The 18,415-nt window shown below is 68.2% G+C and carries 21 protein-coding genes; 8 read left to right on the plus strand and 13 right to left on the minus strand.

All coding sequences use genetic code 11. The features are described from left to right. Window positions 1-13: 13 nt before the first annotated feature. From JO391_RS12100 to JO391_RS12115, 4 genes are all read right to left on the minus strand, one after another. Window positions 14-940: an aminotransferase class IV gene (locus JO391_RS12100; RefSeq protein ID WP_220660743.1), complete on the minus strand. Its 927-nt coding sequence runs from the start codon at window positions 938-940 to the stop codon at window positions 14-16. A gap of 80 nt (window positions 941-1,020) precedes the next feature. After that, complete coding sequence (locus JO391_RS12105; protein WP_220660744.1) at window positions 1,021-2,577, minus strand: trimethylamine methyltransferase family protein; 1,557 nt, start codon at window positions 2,575-2,577, stop codon at window positions 1,021-1,023. Window positions 2,578-2,673: 96 nt separating this feature from the next. Beyond that, window positions 2,674-3,366, minus strand: a complete 693-nt coding sequence (locus tag JO391_RS12110) for an HAD family hydrolase (protein ID WP_220660745.1) — start codon at window positions 3,364-3,366, stop codon at window positions 2,674-2,676. Window positions 3,367-3,429: 63 nt separating this feature from the next. Beyond that, window positions 3,430-3,717 (minus strand): DUF3572 domain-containing protein, encoded by a 288-nt coding sequence (locus tag JO391_RS12115; protein WP_220660746.1) that lies wholly within the window; start codon window positions 3,715-3,717, stop codon window positions 3,430-3,432. Window positions 3,718-3,824: 107 nt separating this feature from the next. Here JO391_RS12115 and JO391_RS12120 point away from each other — a divergent pair, with 107 nt between their 5' ends. Continuing rightward, window positions 3,825-5,189: a diguanylate cyclase domain-containing protein gene (locus tag JO391_RS12120; RefSeq protein WP_220660747.1), complete on the plus strand. Its 1,365-nt coding sequence runs from the start codon at window positions 3,825-3,827 to the stop codon at window positions 5,187-5,189. Between the two features lie 40 nt (window positions 5,190-5,229). Here the strand turns inward: JO391_RS12120 and JO391_RS12125 are convergent, their stop codons facing one another. From JO391_RS12125 to JO391_RS12140, 4 genes are all read right to left on the minus strand, one after another. Next, window positions 5,230-5,748 (minus strand): periplasmic heavy metal sensor, encoded by a 519-nt coding sequence (locus JO391_RS12125; RefSeq protein ID WP_220660748.1) that lies wholly within the window; start codon window positions 5,746-5,748, stop codon window positions 5,230-5,232. 3 nt (window positions 5,749-5,751) lie between these two features. After that, entirely contained in the window at window positions 5,752-6,108 is a 357-nt protein-coding gene (locus tag JO391_RS12130) for a dihydroorotate dehydrogenase (RefSeq protein ID WP_220660749.1), read from the minus strand. A gap of 1 nt (window position 6,109) precedes the next feature. After that, window positions 6,110-6,709, minus strand: a complete 600-nt coding sequence (locus JO391_RS12135) for an RNA polymerase sigma factor (RefSeq protein ID WP_220660750.1) — start codon at window positions 6,707-6,709, stop codon at window positions 6,110-6,112. A gap of 66 nt (window positions 6,710-6,775) precedes the next feature. After that, window positions 6,776-7,450 carry an EF-hand domain-containing protein gene (locus tag JO391_RS12140; protein WP_220660751.1) on the minus strand — a complete coding sequence of 225 codons (675 nt, stop codon included), beginning with the start codon at window positions 7,448-7,450 and terminating at the stop codon, window positions 6,776-6,778. 231 nt (window positions 7,451-7,681) lie between these two features. Between JO391_RS12140 and JO391_RS12145 the strand changes: the two genes are divergently transcribed. Both JO391_RS12145 and JO391_RS12150 read left to right on the plus strand, forming a co-directional pair. Continuing rightward, complete coding sequence (locus JO391_RS12145; RefSeq protein ID WP_220660752.1) at window positions 7,682-8,095, plus strand: DUF983 domain-containing protein; 414 nt, start codon at window positions 7,682-7,684, stop codon at window positions 8,093-8,095. Window positions 8,096-8,098: 3 nt separating this feature from the next. Further along, window positions 8,099-8,689 (plus strand): NUDIX hydrolase, encoded by a 591-nt coding sequence (locus JO391_RS12150; RefSeq protein ID WP_220660753.1) that lies wholly within the window; start codon window positions 8,099-8,101, stop codon window positions 8,687-8,689. A gap of 46 nt (window positions 8,690-8,735) precedes the next feature. On the opposite strand, the gene JO391_RS12155 is transcribed toward JO391_RS12150, so the two are convergent. Beyond that, a complete protein-coding gene (locus tag JO391_RS12155) occupies window positions 8,736-9,632 on the minus strand; it encodes a fatty acid desaturase (RefSeq protein ID WP_220660754.1) in 897 nt (298 codons plus the stop codon). A 161-nt stretch (window positions 9,633-9,793) separates the two neighbouring features. Here JO391_RS12155 and JO391_RS12160 point away from each other — a divergent pair, with 161 nt between their 5' ends. Continuing rightward, window positions 9,794-10,651, plus strand: a complete 858-nt coding sequence (locus JO391_RS12160; protein WP_220660755.1) for a helix-turn-helix transcriptional regulator — start codon at window positions 9,794-9,796, stop codon at window positions 10,649-10,651. 84 nt (window positions 10,652-10,735) lie between these two features. Here JO391_RS12160 and JO391_RS12165 read toward each other — a convergent pair whose 3' ends face one another. Genes JO391_RS12165 through JO391_RS12175 form a run of 3 tightly spaced genes read right to left on the minus strand, consistent with a single transcriptional unit; the run spans window position 10,736 to window position 12,890 of the window. Then, complete coding sequence (locus JO391_RS12165; protein ID WP_259444901.1) at window positions 10,736-11,245, minus strand: lipocalin family protein; 510 nt, start codon at window positions 11,243-11,245, stop codon at window positions 10,736-10,738. Next, window positions 11,242-11,790 (minus strand): hypothetical protein, encoded by a 549-nt coding sequence (locus JO391_RS12170; RefSeq protein WP_220660757.1) that lies wholly within the window; start codon window positions 11,788-11,790, stop codon window positions 11,242-11,244. The genes JO391_RS12165 and JO391_RS12170 overlap by 4 nt, the downstream gene beginning before the upstream one ends. 56 nt (window positions 11,791-11,846) lie before the next feature. Then, window positions 11,847-12,890 (minus strand): aldo/keto reductase, encoded by a 1,044-nt coding sequence (locus JO391_RS12175; protein ID WP_220660758.1) that lies wholly within the window; start codon window positions 12,888-12,890, stop codon window positions 11,847-11,849. Window positions 12,891-12,997: 107 nt separating this feature from the next. On the opposite strand from JO391_RS12175, the gene JO391_RS12180 reads away from it, so the two are divergent. The 4 genes from JO391_RS12180 (at window position 12,998) to metG (ending at window position 16,774) form a co-directional block, all read left to right on the plus strand. After that, the gene (locus JO391_RS12180) at window positions 12,998-13,693 is read left to right on the plus strand and encodes an ImuA family protein (RefSeq protein ID WP_220660759.1); all 696 of its coding nucleotides are present in this window, start codon (window positions 12,998-13,000) and stop codon (window positions 13,691-13,693) included. A 52-nt stretch (window positions 13,694-13,745) separates the two neighbouring features. After that, on the plus strand, window positions 13,746-14,324 hold the full coding sequence (locus JO391_RS12185) for a YceI family protein (RefSeq protein ID WP_220660760.1): 579 nt from the start codon (window positions 13,746-13,748) through the stop codon (window positions 14,322-14,324). Between the two features lie 85 nt (window positions 14,325-14,409). Continuing rightward, entirely contained in the window at window positions 14,410-14,955 is a 546-nt protein-coding gene (locus JO391_RS12190; RefSeq protein WP_220660761.1) for a cytochrome b, read from the plus strand. Between the two features lie 100 nt (window positions 14,956-15,055). Then, a complete protein-coding gene (gene metG / locus JO391_RS12195) occupies window positions 15,056-16,774 on the plus strand; it encodes a methionine--tRNA ligase (RefSeq protein WP_220660762.1) in 1,719 nt (572 codons plus the stop codon). 448 nt (window positions 16,775-17,222) lie between these two features. On the opposite strand, the gene JO391_RS12200 is transcribed toward metG, so the two are convergent. Then, the gene (locus tag JO391_RS12200) at window positions 17,223-18,215 is read right to left on the minus strand and encodes a YdbT family protein (protein WP_220660763.1); all 993 of its coding nucleotides are present in this window, start codon (window positions 18,213-18,215) and stop codon (window positions 17,223-17,225) included. Window positions 18,216-18,415 lie beyond the last annotated feature (200 nt).

Consider the following 18,415-nt stretch of genomic DNA (forward strand, 5'->3'; position numbering starts at 1 on the left):
TTCCTCCGAACTGTCAGAGCCCGCTGTGCGCCGCCCCGCCCGTGTCGAAGGCAAGATACTGCGCGACAAAGTCGAAGCCCACCCGCTTCGAAAAGGCCGCCATCAGCCGTGCCGTCACCGGGCCAGGCACCGGGAAAGCGGTGTCGTCAAAGCTGCGCAGCGGGCACAGGCACAGGCTGGTCGAGGTCAGGAACCCCTCGTCCGCCGCCCGTGCCTCATCGGGCATAACCGCGCCGATGCGCAGCGGCACTTTCAATTCCCGGCACAGGTCGATCACCACCGCCCGCGTCACTCCCGGCAAGGCCACGGTATCGGCCGGCGTCATGACCGTGCCGTCCCTCACGAAGAAGACGTTGCAGCCCGCGCCCTCTGCCAGGTTGCCGGTCATGTCCGGCAGGATCGCCCAGGCACCGGGCCGGGTCTCGTCCAGTTCGCGCTGCGCCAGCATCATGTTCAGATAGTTCGTCGTCTTGGCATGGGGCGGCACCGCCTCGGGCGGGGTGCGCGGCCGACGGGCCAGCGCCGCCGGAATGCCCTCGCGGAAGAACCGCGCCCGTGCCCGCAGGGGCAGAGGCGTGCACTCGATCAGCACCGTCGGCCCCTCGCGCTCCAGCGCCTCGCCATCCAGCGGGCGCAAGCCGGCGGTGATGCGCTGCGTCACCCACCAGTCCTCGCCGGGCCGCAACGCCCGCGCGTTGCGCGCGATCAATTCCTCCGTCAGCGCCAGCAGCTCGGCCTTGGGCATCGGCTCGGGCAGGCGCACCGCCTCCAGGCTGCGGTAGAGACGGTCCACATGCTCCGCCCCCATGAACAGCCGCCCGCCGAAGGTGCGCGCGGTGTCGAAGACCGCCTCGCCATAGATCAGCCCCAGATCCCGGATCGGCAGCGCCGCCTCCGCCTCGGGCACGAAGGCCCCGTTCAGCCAGACCAGACGTTCCATCGCGCAAACCCCAGCTTCATCCAGGCGAAAACACTCCGGGTCTCCGTGGGCAAGGCCCCCGGCCACCGGCCGCAGGCGCCTCAGAAATCGGTGGGCGCCCCACCCTCCTGCTTGCGCTTCGCCACGAACCGCTGCAACGCCTCCAGCGCCGCCCCGTCGATGGCCGGAGCCTCGAACTCCTCCAGGATCGCCTTGTACGTCCGGTGCGCCCGCTCGGGCGTCCAGATACCGCCATCCGCAGCCCAAGCCTCGAAATTCCGCCAGTCGCTCACGAAGGGCGCGTAGAAGGCGGTGGAATAGCGGTCCTGCGTGTGCTGCACGCCGAAGTAATGCCCGTTCGGCCCCACCTCGCGGATCGCGTCGAAGGCCAGGTCCTCGTCGGTGGTGGCGAAGGTCGCTTCCTCGAAATACCGCTGGATCATCTGCAGCACTTCGCAGTCCATCACGAACTTCTCGGGGCTGGCGATCAGCCCGCCCTCCAGCCAGCCGGCCGCGTGATAGACAAGATTGGTCCCCGACTGCACCGCCGACCACAGCGAATTGCAGGTCTCCCACATCGACTGCGCATCCGGCACGTTCGCCGCGCAAACCCCGCTCGCCCGCATCGGCACGCCATAGAACCGCACCAGCTGTCCCGTCATCTGGGTCGCGCGCATGTATTCCGGCGTACCAAAGGCCGGCGCGCCCGACTTCATGTCCACGTTGGACGTGAAGGTGCCGATCGCCACCGGACAGCCCGGCGCAATGTACTGCAACAGCGCGATGGCCGACAAAGCCTCGGCCAGCGACAAGGCCACTGCCCCCGCCATGGTCACCGGCGCCATGGCGCCGGCCAGCGTGAAGGGCGTCACCACCACCGGCTGCCCGCGCTTTGCCAGCCGCATCGCCCCGTCCAGCATCGGATAGTCGTGCTTCAGGGGCGAGACCGAGTTGATGTTGGTGTACATCCGGGGCTTCGCCACGAACTCCTCGTCCGTCAGCCCGCCCGCCAGCCGCACCATCTCCATCACGTCCTCGACGCGCTCGGCGCCCAACGAATAGGCGTGGCAGACCTTGTCGGTCAGCGTCAGCTTTTCGTACAGGCAGTCCAGGTGGCGCACGCTCGGATGGATGTCCACCGGCTCCACCGGATACCCCCCCGCGACATGAATGCAGTTGAAATACTGCGTGAGCCGCATGAAATCCTTGAACGTCGCGAAATCGCCCGACCGCTTGCCGCGCTCCAGATCCCAGGAGTTGGGCGGCGAGGACACGTTCACGAAGACCATGTGCTTGCCGCCCAGCACGATCTCGCGCTCGGGGTTGCGCGGCGTGATGGTGAAACTGGACGGCGCCCGCCGCACCATCTCCATCACGAACTCCTCGTCGAACCGCACATTGGTGCCGTTCACGATGCAGCCCGCCGCCTTCAGATGCGCCACCGCCTCGGGGTTCAGCATCTCGATGCCGATATCGCGCAGGATGCGCATGGCCGTCTTGTGGACGCGCTGCACGGCCTCGGCGTCCAGAGGCTCGGTCGGACGGTCCGGGTTCACCGGAATCCGCCAGGGCATCTGGTCGATCACCGCCGTTCCGGCCCGGGCCTTGTTGCCCGCGCGGCCACCGGCGCGGCGCTTTCTGGCGGGTTCCTCGGTCATGGCGGCTCTCCTGGGCTGGCTCTGCCGCCAATCTGAACCGACCCGCGCCGCAAACGCCGCGCGTTGACGACAAGGATGCGTCGTTTTTCGCCCGCCTCAGCCGGCGCGGCGCGCCTGCACCCAGCCCGGCAGATACGAGATGTCGGGCAGCACCGCCTCGGCCAGCCCCGAAAGCTCGGCCTCCCCGGCGATCCCGGTCAGCACCGCCACGGGCACCATGCCCGCCGCCTGGCCCGCCACAAGATCATGCGCGCTGTCGCCCACCATGGCCACGCGGGCCGGATCCAGCCCCTGCGACCGCGCGAAGGCAAGCAGCATCCCAGGCTCGGGCTTTGCGCCATGGCCCGAATCCGCCCCGGCGATGAAGTCGAAGAAGCCGTCCACGCCATGCGCCTGCAGATGCGCCCGCGCCGCGCGCTGGCCGTCGTTCGTGGCCAGCCCCAGCTTCAGCCCCAGCCCGCGCAGCGCGGCAAACACCGCCGGCAGGTCGGTTGCCGGAATCATCGGCGCCTCGACAGCCATCTCGTCCAGCCGCGCCAGAATCTCGGCCTGGCTCTGCCCGCCCAGATGCGGCACCAGTCGCTCGGCAATATCGGCATTGGTCGCGGCCACGATCGGGCTGTCGGCGTCGAACACACCGGTCGCCAGGTCATAGCCCACCGCCTGGCCCATGCGCCGCGCATGGGCCTCGTCCTCGGCCAGCGCATTCAGCATGGCCACGGCCCAGACTCCCCAGGACCGGCGAAAGTCGAAAAGCGTGCCGTCCTTGTCGAAGACGATGCCGTCCATGCCGTTTCCTCCGCTTTCAGGCGGCGCCACCATGGTCGCGCCAAGGACCAAAGGCAAGAATGCTCAGGTCCAGTGCCGGTGCCGCGCCCCGCCAAGGACCACAGCCGCCTGCATCGGCTCTTCATAGCGCAGGCCCATGTCGTCGCAGAACGCCACAACCCAGGCATCGTCCGTCAGAAGGAAATCCAGAACCGAGGACAGAAAGCCCGCATCCGCCGCCCTCGCGCGCAGATCGTCGGGCGCAGCCCCCGTTGCCCCCAGAAAGGCCTCCAGCACCGGCGCATTGCCGACCATCCAGCCCAGCGCATGAAGCGCCAGCGCCTCGGCCGCATCCTTGCGCGCATCGGTCATTTTCCGCCTCCCCTGCTTGTGGCTCCCGTTCCCGTTACCAGGTTGGAAAGGATTTCTTAACCAGATGCTCCGAAGAGTGGAACGGCGAACAGGCACGGGCGGCGGCTATGGCGGGCAGGATACTCATTGTAGAGGGCGTCGCAATCAACCGCATCCTGTTGCGCTCGCGCCTGCAGGGCGCCTGCTATGACGTCGATCTTGCGGCAGACGGCCGTGCCGGCCTTCAGGCCGCCCTGCAACGCCCCGATCTCGTCATCCTCGATGCCCAGCTTCCCGATCTTTGCGTCACTGGCTTCCTGTCCCGGCTCCGCGCCCTTCTCCCGGCCGAGGATCTGCCCGTCGTCGTGCTCAGCGACCCGGCCACGCCGCTCGACCGCACAGCGGTCTATTCCGCCGGGGCCGATGCCATCCTGGACAAGTCCACCGACGAACAGTCCCTGCTCGCCCGGTTGCGCAGCCTGTTGCGCAGCCGCTGCGAAACCCCCGCGATCGAGGGGCTGCCCGTCTCCGGCCTGGCCGAGGGCGGCGCCGCCTTCGACCGGCCCGCCCTCGTTGGGCTGGTCACCGCCCGCCCTGAAACCGCGCTGCGCCTGCGCAAGGACATCGGCGCCCATCTCTCGGACCGCATCGCCGTGATGACACGGGGCGAGCTTCTGGGCGAACGCCGCCCCGGCGACCCGGTTCCCGATGCGCTGGTGCTGGATTGCGAACCCGAAAATCCCGCCTCGGCCCTCCAGTTCGTCGCCGAACTGCGCAGCCGGATCGCCACCCGTCACATCGCCATCGCGCTGATCCTACCGCTCCGCGCGCCCCCCCCGGTCGCCGTGGCCTATGACGTGGGCGTCAACGATCTCTGGCCCACGGGGCTGGATGGGCGCGAATCCGCGATGCGGCTGAAGCGCCTGATCCATCGCAAGCGCCAATCCGACCGCGCGCGCATGACGGTGGAAGACCGCCTCCGCCTTGCCCATGTCGATCCGCTGACCGGCCTGCACAACCGCCGCTATGCCATGCCGCGCCTGGCGGCCATCGCCGACCGGGGGCGCGCCAACGGCCAGCCCTTCGCGGTGATGGTCGTCGATCTGGACCGGTTCAAGCTGGTGAACGATTGCTTCGGCCATGCGGCGGGCGATTCCGTCCTGGTCGAGGTGTCGCGTCGCCTGCGTGGCTTCTGTGTCGATGCGGGCCTGCTTGCCCGCATCGGCGGCGAGGAATTCCTGCTCGTCCTGCCCGGCATCGACGGGGCAGAGGCGGAACAGCGCGCCGCCGCGCTCTGCCACGCCATCGAGGCCGCGCCCGTGCGCCTTGGCGACGGAACCGAAATTCAGGTTACCGTTTCGGTCGGCCTCGCCATCGGGCGACCCGCCGGAAACGAAGAACCGGAAATCGTGATGGACCGCGCCGACCGCGCACTTCTGGAATCGAAGTCGTCCGGTCGCAACCAGGTCACGGTGGGCCGCACCGCGGCGTGAAGCGCCACATACCCCCCATCAGGCGGCCCTCTCCTGCCGCCTAGTCGTCCTTCCCCTTGCCGCCATCGGACTTGTCGTCCTTCTTCCCGCGCCCGCGTTTCATCGACTCCTCCAGCCGGTCGGCAAAGGCCAACCGCTCGGCCTCCGACATCGAATCGATGCGCTCTGCCAGCAACAGCTGGCCCATCTGCATCTGCCCGGTCAGCCGTTCGGTCTGAACCTCCAGCGCGGCGCGCAAGGCCGCCGGATCGAAGGGCTGCGCCCGCAGCGCCGCCAGAACGCCGGCCATGTCCTTGCGCAGCGTCTCGCGCAGGTCGCGCAGGCCGGGACTGCGGTCCACGAAGGCCCGGCGAAGCTCCTTCCGGTCGCTGTCCGACAGCGCCTCGGCAAAGGGTCCGAACCCCAGGTCTCGCACCATCTGGTCGCGCATCGGCCCCGATTTCAGGACCGCACCGGCCACCAGCCCCGCCACCGCCAGATTCAGCGCGACCGAAACCGCCAGGGCGATCTTGAGGCCACGCCGCGACGGCACCGGAGGGGCAGCTTGGGTCTCGCTCATCTCTCACTCCGCTTCCACAAGGCCCGAAAGGTTCGGGATCAGTTCCACAGTCTCGATGCTGGCCCCCGTCAGGAACACCCCCGCCACCGCCGTCACCGGCGCCGGCTGGACATAGCCCACCAGAAGCCCCGCCGCAGCAACCGCGCCCAGGCCAGCCAGAACACCCCCGCCACCGAAGACCCCCGCCAGCCAGTCGAACAGCCCCATCCGCTGCGGCGCCTGCGCCTGGCGCGTCGTCACGACACGCGCAGGCTCCGGCTGCTCGGCCAGCGCATCCGCCAGAACCCGCGCCATGAAGGCCTCGGATGCGTCCGGGCCGGTCCGCCGCGCCTCGGCGAAAAGATCGTCCAGTTCCGTCATCTCAGACTCCGTCCGCATAGCCCAGTTCCTCCCGGCGCCCCGCCAGCCGCGCGGCCAGGGCCCGCTTGCCCCGTGCCACCAGGCTTTCCACCGCCTCGACCCCGATCTCCATCACCGCGGCGATCTCGGGGTTGGTCATTTCCTCGATGTGCCGCAGCACCACAGCCATACGCTGCCGTTCCGGCAGCGCCGCCAGCGCCGAGTCAAGGGCGGCCATCCGGTCCGCCCCCATCATCCGCGCCTCGACACCGGGCGCCGCATCGGCCACCGCGTCCATCTCCTCCGCCGCGCCCTGCGGACCCCGCCGCTGCCGGGCGCGCAGCCGGTCGGTGCACAGGTTCGTCACCACCCGGTAAAGCCAGGTCGAGACCTGCGCCTCGCCCTGCCGCCACTCCGGCGCCACGCGCCACAGCCGCAGCATCGCCTCCTGCGCCACATCCTCGGCCTCGGCCCGGTCCGACAGGATACGCGCCGCATAGCCCAGCGCCCGCGGCGCCAGCCGCAGGGTCAGCAGCCGAGCAGCCGCCCGGTCCCCGTTGGCATACAGCACCAATAGGGCCTCGTCCGGCACTTCGGCATCAAGGTCGCGCGGCATGGTCATCCCGACATCGCATATCCGCATCCCCGCCCCCGGGCCAGTACCGACCCGGGGGCAGAGGATCTCAGCTCAGTTCCACCAGCCCCAGCCGCGGCCCTCGCCGCCCCGGTCGTGCCCGCCCCGGTCGTGCCCGCCGCGGCCATGGCCCTTGCCTTCGCCCCGATGCGCCATGCGGTCCTGCATCGCCCCCAGTTCGGCCTCGGTGATGGCGCCGTCGTCATTGGCATCCACCCGCGCGAAGATCATCTCGGGCATCGGCCGCGTGTCCATCTCAGCGGCCGACAGAAGCCCGTCGCCGTCCGCATCCATCATCGCCACCATCTGCGCGGTCCGCGCCTGAATGCGCGCCGTCACATCGGCGATGCGCGCGGCCGCCAGTTCCTCGGCACTCAGCTTGCCATCGCCATTCCCGTCGACCGAGGCCACGCGGCCCGCCCGCCAGGCGGTGATCTCCTCCATCGTGACCTGCCCGTCCTTGTTGGTGTCGATCACGGCAAAGCTCTCCTCAAGGCCCATGCCCGGCCCCATGCCGCGCCCTTCGCCCATCGGACCCATGCCCTTGCCCAGGCCAGCCATCGGCCCCATGCCCGGTGCGCCTTCGGCTCCGGCGCCCTCGCCCTGCACCACACCGGCCTGCGCACCGGTGCCCGCCCCCTGCGCCTGCTGGGCCAGGGAACCGCTCGCCAGCGCGGCAGCGGCAACAGCGGCAATCGCCAGAATGCTGATCGTGGATTTCACAGACATCGCGTTTTCCTCATCGTCTTGTCAAAGCAGCCCTGCGCCGCTTCTTCGAAAGGACAAACGCCGGCCCCCGCCACTTCCGTCGCCACCGGCACATCACGGGATTGCGACATCCCGACGCGACCATGCGCCCCCCTTCGACTCGGCCGAAAAAATGTCCTAGACATCGCTTTGACGATGGTTGCCCCACAGCAGCGGACACCTCGCCTCCCCTGTCCAAGCACCATGATCGCCATGACCACCCAAAGCCTGCCGCTTCCGCCCCTGCCCGACGAAGACCGCCCGCTGCAACCCGCGCTCCTTCGCGGCTGGCGCCGGCGCTGCCCGAACTGCGGGTCCGGCCCCATGCTCAAGGGCTATCTCAAGGTCCGCGACAGCTGCCCCGTCTGCGGCGAGGAACTGCACCACCACCGCGCCGACGACGGCCCCGCCTATATGACGATCCTGATCGTGGGGCATCTGATGGCGCCGCTCATCCTCCTCGTCTTCATGAAGTGGCGGCCCGACCCGCTCGTGCTCGCCTCGGTCTTCTCGGTCGGCACCGTGGCGCTGTCGCTCTGGCTCCTGCCCCGGCTCAAGGGGGCCATGGTGGCCGTGCAATGGGCCAAGCGGATGCACGGCTTCGGCGCCTCCGTGCCCGCCGAATAGACGATGTCCGAACCGATCCGCCCCGCCGCCACCGTCATCCTCTGGCGCCCCGGCCCATCGGGGCCCCAGGTGCTGATGGGCCAGCGTGGCGCCGCCGCCGTGTTCATGCCCTCGAAATACGTCTTTCCCGGCGGCGGCGTCGATCCGGGCGACCGCGCCGATCCCCTGCCCCTCTCCGATCTCTGCGCCGCCCGGCTGCGGCTCAACACCGACGGGCCGGCGCCCGAAACGCTCACCGGCACCGCCCTGCGCGAACTGGCCGAGGAAACCGGCCTCGCTTTCGCGCCCCAGGGCCGGATGCGCTTTGTCTTTCGCGCCATCACGCCGCCCGGACGCACACGCCGCTTCGATGCCCGCTTCTTCCTCGCCCCGGCCGACCAGGCCAGCGGCGATGCCGAAACCTTCGCCGGCGCCTCGGGCGAACTCAGCCACCTGCACTGGGTGCCGCTGGCCACGGTTCGCCAGCTGGACCTTCCCTTCGTGACCGAAGTTGCATTGGCCGAAGTCTCGGCCCTCCTCGCCGGTCAGGATCAGCCCGGCGTGCCCTTCTTCGACAATTCCGGCAGCGTGCCGGTGTTCCGCCGCCTGAACTGACGCAGCCTGACCTGACGCCGCCCGACCTGACGCCGCCTGATCCGCTTCAGTCCCGCGGCATCAGGGGATGCGGAACTGGGTCTTTCGCGCGCAGCAGGTGGCGCCGGAAGATCTCGGCATAAGACCGGTAATGGTAATGGTCGTTCCGCCGCAGGTAATGCGCCCGGTTCGCGCCATAGATCGCCGGCAGGCGATACCACGGTACCGCCGGATGCATGTGATGCACGACATGCAGGTTGTTGTTCAGGAACAACAGGGCCAGCGGTCCGCGGTCCTCGATGATGACCGTCCGCGCGCGGGGCGCCTCATGCGCGCGATGCTCCAGATAGGTGCGAATCTTCAGCAGCGCATGGCCGATCCAGGCCGCCAGCAGATAGGCCCACCAGGGCATCGCGGCGAACCACAGCCAGGCCACCAGCGGCACGAAGCCCGCCAGATGCTTCAGCCAATCGCGCCGCACCCCCGGCTCGCCCCGCGCCGCCAGCTTCGCCTCGCTGCGCAGCCACAGAAAATTGCCGACCAGGGGCCCGATCAGCACCCGCCCCAGAAGCGTGTTGTTCGCCCGCAGCACCGCCTGTTGCCAGCGCGCCAAAGTTCCCCAGACCTTCGGGTCCAGATAGTTGGACTCGGGGTCGTCATAGGGGTCGGTCAGGATCGGGTCGTGGTGATGCGCCAGATGCGTGTCGCGGAACCGGCCGTAGGGCACCGTCAGCGACAGGGCCGGAAAGACCAGTGCCTCGTTCAGCGCCGCAGACCGGAACGGATGGCCATGCAGCACCTCGTGCTGCAACGAGGAAAACTGCGCGATGGCCACCCCGGTCAACACCATGCCCAGCACGGGCGACAGGCTGTATCCCACCGTGGTGCCCAGCCCCCAGACAGCATAGGTCGCCGCCAGAAGCAGGATCGTCGGCCATTCCACCCGATCGGGTCCGTCGCGCATCCGTCTCTCCGTCTCGCCCCTGGCCCGCAAGCATCTTGCGAACGCCCGTCCGCCCGGCCAACAGAGTCAAGGTCTTCGCACGCAGAATAGACCTTGATCCGTAGAACAGGAACGCCAACAATCCGCAACGCAAAGTCACGCTTGTTGCGAAAAGTCACCATATGCAGGAACGAATGGACAAGCGCGATCGCGCGCTTCTCTTCCGCCAGCGCCTGGCCGAGGCAATGGCGACGCGGCGGCTGTCCCAGGCCGGCCTTGCCCGCATGGTGGGGGTGGACCGCTCCACCGTCTCGCAGCTTCTGGCCGATGGCACCCGCCTGCCCAATGCGCAACTGGCCGCCGATTGCGCCGCCGCCCTCGGCATCAGCGTCGACTGGCTCCTTGGCCTCTCGCCACGGTCAGAACCGCTGGCCGACCTGCTTGCCACGTCGCTGACCCTGACCGAAGCGCCGCGCGCCCTGATCGACGAAACCATCTTCGGCTGGCACCGCGAAGCGGCGGGCTACAAGATCCGCCATGTCCCGGCCACCCTGCCCGACATGCTGAAGACCCGCGCGGTCATGCAGTGGGAATATGAACCCCAGCTTGGCCGCAGCCTCATCCAGGCCATCGGCGCGTCAGAGGACCGGCTGGCCTGGATGCGCGGCGCCCGTTCGGACTATGAAATCGCCCTGCCCCTGCACGAGATCGCCGCCTTCGCCGAAGGCTCCGGCTACTACCGGGGCCTCCCGGCCGAGGCCCGCCGCGACCAGCTCGACCGGCTGATCGACCTGACGTCGCAGCTTTACCCGTCGCTGCGCATCCACCTTTTCGACGCGCGCCGCCTGTTCTCGGCGCCGATCACCGTCTTCGGCCCGAACCACGCGGTGATCTATCTCGGCAGCCATTACCTCTCGCTGCGCGACCCCGCCCGCGTTGACCTCGTCACCCGGCATTTCGACGGTCTGGTGCGCGAAGCCAGCATCGGCGCCCGCGCGGTGCCCGATCATCTCAGCCGCCTGCGCGCGGCGCTGGATTGACCGGGCAAATCTTAAGTCCAAGTTAAGACGGGAAGGCAACCCATTGATATCATTGTATCGGACAAGGCGTCCGAGCTCGGACGCCTAGAACCCCTTCAGCCGGCCCAGGTCATAGCCGTTCCAGTCCAGCACCTCACGGGCCGCAGCCATCCGGTCCGCCGGCAGGCTGCCCGACCGGTCCAGGATGAACCCGAACTCCCCCGAAGGCGTGCCCACCACTAGGGTCCGGTAGTCCACGTCCACCCACAGAAGCCACCAGTCCTGGGCCAGCACCCCCTCGGCACGGGCCGGACGCACCCGCCCCGGCCCCACCGGTACCAGCGCGCCCGAGGCCGCCAGCCGCTCCCCGTCCAGGCACAAGGCCCCCGCCACGGTCAGCGCCGGCGCCGTGCCCGACACCGTCACCCGCCCCGGCGCGCAGCCCGCCCCCTCGCCCGAGGCAAAGGCCGCCACCTGCACCCAGTCCCCGGTGATCCGCCCCGGCTCATAGACCGCGTTGGAATAGATCGGCACCGCCCCGTCACGGAACCCCACCGCCGCCGGCGGCTCCGGCGCCGCACAGGCCGCCACCAGCAAAAGCCCCGCCAAGCTCACTCGATGCACTGGTTCACCCGCGCCCCATTGTCCTGAAGAATCTCGTTGCACCCGAACAGCGGCGTGATGGGCGAGCAGGTCTGAGACCGCGCCAGACAATCCCCCTCGCACTGCCGCCCGGTCGTGCACTGCTTGCCCGCATCCCGCGTCCGCTTCACGCAGGCCTTCGCGCCGGACCCGCCCGCGCTGGCCCAGGACCCGCCCTTCCTCTCGCAGGCAAGCTGCTCGGGCGGCTTGGGCGGCGGCGGCGCCTCCGCCTCCTCGGCCGGTGCCTCCGCCCCGGCCTCCGGCTCCGCCTTCCCGTCCGTCTCGGCCGCCGTCGCAGGCGTCGCGGCCTCCGGCTCAGCCGCCGCGGCCGCCACTGGGGCCGCCACTGGGGCCGCCGCAGCCCCGTCCAGCGGCGTCACGGCAATCGCCTCGGCCGCCAGAGCATTGGCCTCGACCGCATCCCCCTTACCCCCCGGCAGCGCCACGCAACCAGCCAGCAGCGCCAGAACCACAAGGGCGGGCACGATCCGGGAAGGCGGGCGAAGCGTCAATCTCATGGGCGTCCAGCTTTGGTCGCCCCGTGATGCCCCGCCCGGCAGGGCGGTGGCAACCCTCAATAGGGCATCGGATGCGCCTTGTGCGCCACGGCGATCTCGTCCAGCACCTCGTCCGAAAGCACCAGCTCCCCGGCCCCAAGCACGTTGCGCAACTGGTCGGTCCGCGTCGCCCCGATGATCGGCACCACCGGGAAGGGCCGCGTCATCACCCAGGCCACCGCCATCTGGCTGGGGTCCAGCCCGTGCCGCGCGGCGATGCCCAGATAGGCCGACACCGCCTCCCAGACCCGGGGCGAGATGCGGCCGCTCAGGTTGTGGTTCAGGCTGCGGCGCGACAGCTCGGGCGTCACATCCCCCGCATACTTCCCCGTCAGCAGCCCCGCCGCCAGCGGCGAGAAGGCCAGCAGCGGCATATCCTCCATCACTGCCAGTTCGGCCCAGTCGCTGTCGAACTGGCGGCAGAGCAGCGAGTATTCGTTCTGCACCGTGGCCATGCGCGGCAGGCCGCGCGCCTCGGCAAGGGCGATCCATTGCGCCGCGCCCCAGGTGCTTTCGTTCGACAGGCCGATGCTGCGGATCTTGCCCTCGGCGATCAGCGCCTCGACGGTTTCCAGAACCTCGGCCATGTGGTCCATGACCTGCGCCCGGCTTTCCTTGCCGGGGCGATAGTCCCAGATCTGGCGAAAGTGATAGCTGCCCCGGTTCGGCCAGTGCAGTTGGTAAAGGTCGATGTAATCCGTCTTCAGCCGCCGGAGCGAGCCCTCCACTGCCAGCCGCAGCGTGTCGCGCCCGATGGGGGCGCCAGCGCGCACGGCGGGCTGGCCCGCGCCGGTGATCTTGGTGGCAATCACCAGCCGGTCGCGCCCACCCCGCGCCGCCAGCCAGGTGCCGATGATCTCTTCCGTGCGGCCCGCCGTCTCGGCCGCCACCGGGTTCACCGGATACATCTCGGCCGTGTCCCAGAAGGTCACGCCATGGTCCAGCGCAAGGTCGGCCTGTTCATGCCCCTCCGCCTCGGGGGTCTGGCTGCCCCAGGTCATCGTGCCAAGGCAGATCGCGGATACGGTCAGGCCGGTGCGGCCGAGGGGGATCTGTCGCATGAGCCGGGCTCCTCTGATGTCTGACCAAGAGCCTAGCGGGTGGCCGCGTGCAGACAAGGGGCGCCGGACAGATTGAGAACATTTGTGGAACACTCTAGACTGTTCCCATGCTCCTGCCGATTCCCGGACAGCGCGGGCCGCAGACCCGCCCCCTCCTGCCCCTGCCGGGCCTGCCCGGCCAGGGCCTTGCGCGCGGGCGGGTGCATGAATTCTGCGGCCCCGCCGCTGTCACGCTGGCCGCGGCGCTCATCGGCCAGGACCAGGGCCCGGTGGTCTGGATCGCACCGGCCTGGACGAACGGTCGAATCCATCCGCCGGGCCTCGCCGCCTTTGCCGATCCGGGCCGGGTGATCTTTGCCCTCTGCCGCCGCGCCGACGAGATGCTGTGGGCCATGGAGGAATCGCTGCGCTCGGGCACCGTGCCCCTCGTCATCGCCGACCTGCTGGATCCGCCCGGCCTGACCCCGGTGCGCCGCCTGCACCTGGCGGCAGAGACGGGGGCCGAACGCGCGCACAACCTGCGCCAGCCGCCGCCGCTTGGCGTACTGCTCACCCCAGGCGACGGTGGGGCGGCGGGCATCGAAAGCCGCTGGCACTTTGCCCCCCGCCCCTCTGATCCGGCCCAGGCCGCCGGCGGGCGCCGGCTCTGGCAGCTGGAACGCCGCCGTGCCCGCACCGCGCCCCCCGCCGCCTGGACCTTCTCGCGCGAGCCTTCGGGCGGCTTCGCCTGCCTTCCCGCGCCCCTTGCCTCCGACAAGACCCCGGACAAAGGCTCCGACCAAGGTCCCATCACCGCGACGTGACGCTCGTAGGCGCAGCACCGCGTGCTAATGCTCTGGCAAAGGAGTTCTCACAATGCGCCGCATCATCCGCCTGACCTGCCTTGCGCTGACCCTAGGCCTGGCGGCCCCGGCGGCCTTTGCCGCGCCGGCCGCCTATGTGCTGGAGCCCGAGAAATCCACCGTCGGCTTCGAAACCGATTTCGGCCCAGACCGCATCACGGGTTCCATGCCGGTGCTGAAAGCCGATCTAACCCTCGACTTTGCCAGCCCCGCCAACAGCACCGTCGACGTCACCCTGAACGCGGCCGGCGCGCAGGCCAGCTTCCCCTTCGCCACCCAGGCCATGCGCGGCCCGAAGGTGCTCGATGCCGGCGCCAATCCCACGATCCACTTCGTCTCGACCCGCGTGCGCCCCTCGGGCGACGGGGCCGAGGTCGATGGCAAGATCACCATCCGCGGCGTCACGAAGCCGGTCACGCTCGACGCCCGCATCTACCAGCAGCAGGGCAGCGCCAAGGGCGACCTCACCCACATGACCCTGCGCCTGACCGGCAGCGTCAAGCGCAGCGATTTCGGCGCCGTGGGTTGGTCCGATATGGTGGGCGACGAGGTCCGGCTCGACATCCTCGCCCGCGTGCAGAAGGCGGACTAGACCGCAGCCCCTGGCAAAAGGCCGGAACCGGGCCATCCTCTTCCGCAAAGGACACCGCGGCCGTCCCGGCCCAGGAAAGATCGCCATGACCCTACGCAACACGCCCGACAGCTTTGGCCTCGTCAGCCGCATCCTGCACTGGACCATGGCGCTCATGATCCTGATCCTGCTGCCGCTTGGCCTGCGGCTGGCCGGGATGCAGCCCAGCCTGTCCACCCTCTGGCTCTACGGGTTGCACAAGACACTTGGCCTCACCGCGCTGGCTCTGGTGCTGGTTCGCATCGTCTGGCACCGCATCAGCCCGCCCCCTGCGCCCATCGGCCCGCCCGCTGCCTGGGAAACCCGCGCCGCGAAGGTCGGCCATGTCGCGCTTTACGTCCTCATGCTCGCCATGCCGCTCTCGGGCTGGATCGCCAGTTCCGCCACCGGCATCGACGTGATGTTCGCCGAAAGATGGGTCGTCCCGCCCATCGCACCGGTGTCGGAAACCATCGACCAGGTGGGCTTTGCCATCCACGGCATCCTTGGCAAGCTCCTGCTTGCGCTGGTCGTCCTGCACATGGCCGCCGCCGTGAAGCGCGAGATGGAAGGCGACGGCACGCTGCGCCGCATGATCCGGGGCCGCGCCTGACCACAATCGCGCAAGCTCCCCTCCCCGGCGCAAGGTCGCCTCTGGCCCTTCGCGCATTCGGGCGCTAAACCGGCGCCCGAAAACCATGAAGGGCGCGCGCATGGCTCGGATCCTCATCACCTCGGCCATACCCTACATCAACGGCATCAAGCACCTTGGCAATCTTGTGGGAAGCCAGCTGCCCGCCGACCTTTACGCCCGCTACATGCGCGCGCGGGGGCACGAGGTCATGTTCATCTGCGCGACCGATGAACATGGCACCCCCGCCGAACTGGCCGCCGCCAAGGCCGGCAAACCGGTCGAGGTCTATTGCGCCGAGATGCACGAGGTGCAGAAGGATCTCGCTGCCGGCTTCCGGCTGTCCTTCGACCATTTCGGCCGCTCGTCCAGCCAGCGCAACCACCTCCTCACCCAGCATTTCGCGGGCAAGCTGGCCGACAACGGCTTCATCGAGGAAGTCAGCGAGGCCCAGGTCTACTCCATCGACGACCACCGCTTCCTCCCCGACCGCTATATCGAGGGCACCTGCCCCAACTGCGGCTATGACAAGGCCCGTGGCGACCAGTGCGAGAACTGCACGAAACAGCTGGACCCGACCGACCTGATCAACCCGCGCTCGGCCATCTCCGGCTCGACCAACCTCGAAGTGCGGCAGACCAAGCACCTCTATCTGCGGCAGAAGGCGCTGCGTGGCGAGATCGAGGCCTGGATCGACAGCAAGACCGACTGGCCGATCCTGACCACCTCCATCGCGAAGAAATGGCTGAACGACGGCGACGGATTGCAGGACCGCGGCATCACCCGCGACCTGCACTGGGGCATCCCGGTGAAGAAGGGCAACCAGCCCTGGCCCGGCATGGAAGGCAAGGTCTTCTACGTCTGGTTCGATGCCCCCATCGAATACATCGCCGGCACCGCCGAATGGGCGGATGCGCAGGGACATGCGGATTCTGCATGGGAACGCTGGTGGCGCACCGACAAGGGCGCCCAGGATGTTCGATATGTGCAATTCATGGGCAAGGACAACGTGCCCTTCCACACGCTTTCCTTCCCCGCCACGATCATGGGAAGCCGCGAGCCGTGGAAGCTCGTCGACTATATCAAGAGCTTCAACTACCTGAACTATGACGGCGGCCAGTTCTCCACCAGCCAGGGCCGCGGCGTGTTCATGGACCAGGCGCTTTCCATCCTGCCGGCCGATTACTGGCGCTGGTGGCTGCTGTCCCACGCCCCCGAATCCAGCGACAGCGAGTTCACCTGGGAAAACTTCCAGGCCTCGGTGAACAAGGACCTGGCCGATGTGCTGGGCAACCTCGTCAGCCGCGTGACCAAATTCGCCACCTCGAAATTCGGCGCCACCATTCCCGCCGGCGGCAACTTCGGCCCGATGGAAACCGCCCTCATCGCCGAGCTTGGTGCCCGCATCCGCGACTACGAATCGCTGATGGAGGCGATGGAGGTCCGCAAGGCCGCCGCCGAACTGCGGGCGATCTGGGTGGCCGGCAACGAATACCTCCAGGCCGCCGCGCCATGGAGCGTGGTCAAGACCGACCCAGAGGCCGCGCAGGCCATGGTGCGCCTCGCGCTGAACCTGATCCGCGTCTATGCGGTGCTGTCGCGTCCCTTCATCCCCGACGCCTCCGCCGCGATGATGGCCGCCCTCGGCTCGGACGACTGGTCCTGGCCTGACGCGGTGCCCGACGCGCTGCGCGCCCTGCCGCCCGGCCAGGAATTCCGCGTCCCCGAAAACCTGTTCCGCAAGATCACCGACGAGGAACGCGCCGACTGGCAAACCCGCTTCTCTGGCGTTCGCACCTGACCGCAGGCGCCAGACACCGACAAAACGAAACGGGCCGCGCGAGCGGCCCGTTTCGTTTGAAGGTCAACTGGTGGAGCAGAGGGGGAGAGGCATTCCCTTGCCTTAACCCTTTGCTTTTCAGTAGCTTAACCCCACTGATCACGTTCGATGTAACCAAGTTTGTATACCAAAGCAAGGGTTGTTTCCCGAGTTCAGGTTGGTGCTGCTGGAGGCGTTGGATAGCCGCTCTGGAGGGGCCACGGGAAAGATCCGCCGGATCTTTCCGGCGGAGCGACTCCTTTTGGATGGACGGGTTCGTTCTCGGCGCGGGATTCACTTGCGCTAGGAAGGCGCGGTGGAAGCTGGCCTTTGCCGCGGCTAGGAGCTTGCTGGAGCGGCTTTTTCTTGGGTGGTTAGTGGGAGTGGTGCCCTCAGTGTGAACGGGGCTGTACGGCCCCATTTGGATAGGTCAGCCCCCGATGGGCTGCACCGGAATATCATTCCTGCTAGGGTCGAAGATGAAGTTGAAGGTCCCGTTCGGAAGAGGCACCTCGGCGATCCCACAGCGGGAGATCGCCCGAACCGCCGTGGTGTACACGTCTTGGGCCTCCCAATAGTCCAACCGGTTCGGATCGCTGGCGCCTTCAGGTCCCAAGGGCTTCGCTCCTGGTCCGGTGACGCCCGCGAGCTCAAGCCTGCTGATGTCGATCCGGTTGCCAATGACAACGACTTTCACCGCGATGCCGCCCTTCCCGAAGAACCGTGCCAGACTGTCTCCTGTCCGGTCCTGCTCGTTCTGTATCCAACCGTAAGCGCCCCGGATCGCACCCATCCAGCAGTCCATCAGGGCGCTGGTGTTGATCGTATCGGAGACGCGAGACTGAACCGGAGCGACCTCCATCGGCACAGCGGCAACTGTTACGTCAGTCGGACTGGATGCGGCATCGTTGGGTTCGGCACTCAACGAAGCGGTCGGTTGGCTGGCGTTCCCTGCCGACTTCTTAGCTACCTGGGCCTGATCGGGCAGGTTGTACATCAGGATGCCCAATCCGATGACACCAAGCACGGTATAGCCAAGGACCTTCTCCGAACGAGAAGGCTCGCTCCGCTTACCCTTTGGCAAGGTCGGCTGTTCCGATCGAACCGGGGGTTCCAGTAGCGCACTTGCGCGCGCCGCCTCCAACGCCGACGCCAGGGCATCAGCGGCGGGCACCGAGAGCGTCATTGTGTTGAAGGCTGTACCTGCCCGAACAACAACTCGTCCCGGCTCCTGCTCAACTTGTTCGATTTTGTCTAGTGGCACGGAGCGGACGAACCTGGACAAGGCAGCGTGGTAGACAAGCCGCCGATCTGTGACGATCACGCTGCGTCCCGCCCAAGCCGCGTAGGCCCACCCGCTGATGTGCACAGCAATCGCCAAGAGCACATAGGCTTTGCCTTGCGTACTGGGTTCCAGCAGCAAGGGCAGCCCGAGCATGTACAGCGGCGCAGCGAGCAAATTCCACCCGACAAGCGAAAGCCTCGACCACCGTGTCACGTAGAGGGGGGCCTCCCCTTCGCCAAGCACACTCACGAAATCGGCTGAACCTGACGCACCCATTCGAACCCATTAAGAACATTTTGTTCTCTTTGATGATACCCGCATCGTACATGGAGTGAAGT

This window comes from Neotabrizicola shimadae (genome assembly GCF_019623905.1).
GTDB classification, from domain to species: domain Bacteria; phylum Pseudomonadota; class Alphaproteobacteria; order Rhodobacterales; family Rhodobacteraceae; genus Neotabrizicola; species Neotabrizicola shimadae.

Excerpts from the sequence above, each read along its gene's own strand:
- JO391_RS12175 (WP_220660758.1), bottom strand. The coding sequence starts at position 12,890 with ATGCGACAGATCCCCCTCGGCCGCACCGGCCTGACCGTATCCGCGATC.
- JO391_RS12170 (WP_220660757.1), bottom strand. The coding sequence starts at position 11,790 with ATGAGATTGACGCTTCGCCCGCCTTCCCGGATCGTGCCCGCCCTTGTG.
- JO391_RS12155 (WP_220660754.1), bottom strand. The coding sequence starts at position 9,632 with ATGCGCGACGGACCCGATCGGGTGGAATGGCCGACGATCCTGCTTCTG.
- JO391_RS12110 (WP_220660745.1), bottom strand. The coding sequence starts at position 3,366 with ATGGACGGCATCGTCTTCGACAAGGACGGCACGCTTTTCGACTTTCGC.
- JO391_RS12105 (WP_220660744.1), bottom strand. The coding sequence starts at position 2,577 with ATGACCGAGGAACCCGCCAGAAAGCGCCGCGCCGGTGGCCGCGCGGGC.
- metG (WP_220660762.1), top strand. The coding sequence starts at position 15,056 with ATGGCTCGGATCCTCATCACCTCGGCCATACCCTACATCAACGGCATC.
- JO391_RS12130 (WP_220660749.1), bottom strand. The coding sequence starts at position 6,108 with ATGACGGAACTGGACGATCTTTTCGCCGAGGCGCGGCGGACCGGCCCG.
- JO391_RS12160 (WP_220660755.1), top strand. The coding sequence starts at position 9,794 with ATGCAGGAACGAATGGACAAGCGCGATCGCGCGCTTCTCTTCCGCCAG.
- JO391_RS12100 (WP_220660743.1), bottom strand. The coding sequence starts at position 940 with ATGGAACGTCTGGTCTGGCTGAACGGGGCCTTCGTGCCCGAGGCGGAG.
- JO391_RS12125 (WP_220660748.1), bottom strand. The coding sequence starts at position 5,748 with ATGAGCGAGACCCAAGCTGCCCCTCCGGTGCCGTCGCGGCGTGGCCTC.
- JO391_RS12185 (WP_220660760.1), top strand. The coding sequence starts at position 13,746 with ATGCGCCGCATCATCCGCCTGACCTGCCTTGCGCTGACCCTAGGCCTG.
- JO391_RS12180 (WP_220660759.1), top strand. The coding sequence starts at position 12,998 with ATGCTCCTGCCGATTCCCGGACAGCGCGGGCCGCAGACCCGCCCCCTC.
- JO391_RS12115 (WP_220660746.1), bottom strand. The coding sequence starts at position 3,717 with ATGACCGATGCGCGCAAGGATGCGGCCGAGGCGCTGGCGCTTCATGCG.
- JO391_RS12150 (WP_220660753.1), top strand. The coding sequence starts at position 8,099 with ATGTCCGAACCGATCCGCCCCGCCGCCACCGTCATCCTCTGGCGCCCC.
- JO391_RS12145 (WP_220660752.1), top strand. The coding sequence starts at position 7,682 with ATGACCACCCAAAGCCTGCCGCTTCCGCCCCTGCCCGACGAAGACCGC.
- JO391_RS12120 (WP_220660747.1), top strand. The coding sequence starts at position 3,825 with ATGGCGGGCAGGATACTCATTGTAGAGGGCGTCGCAATCAACCGCATC.
- JO391_RS12190 (WP_220660761.1), top strand. The coding sequence starts at position 14,410 with ATGACCCTACGCAACACGCCCGACAGCTTTGGCCTCGTCAGCCGCATC.
- JO391_RS12140 (WP_220660751.1), bottom strand. The coding sequence starts at position 7,450 with ATGTCTGTGAAATCCACGATCAGCATTCTGGCGATTGCCGCTGTTGCC.
- JO391_RS12135 (WP_220660750.1), bottom strand. The coding sequence starts at position 6,709 with ATGACCATGCCGCGCGACCTTGATGCCGAAGTGCCGGACGAGGCCCTA.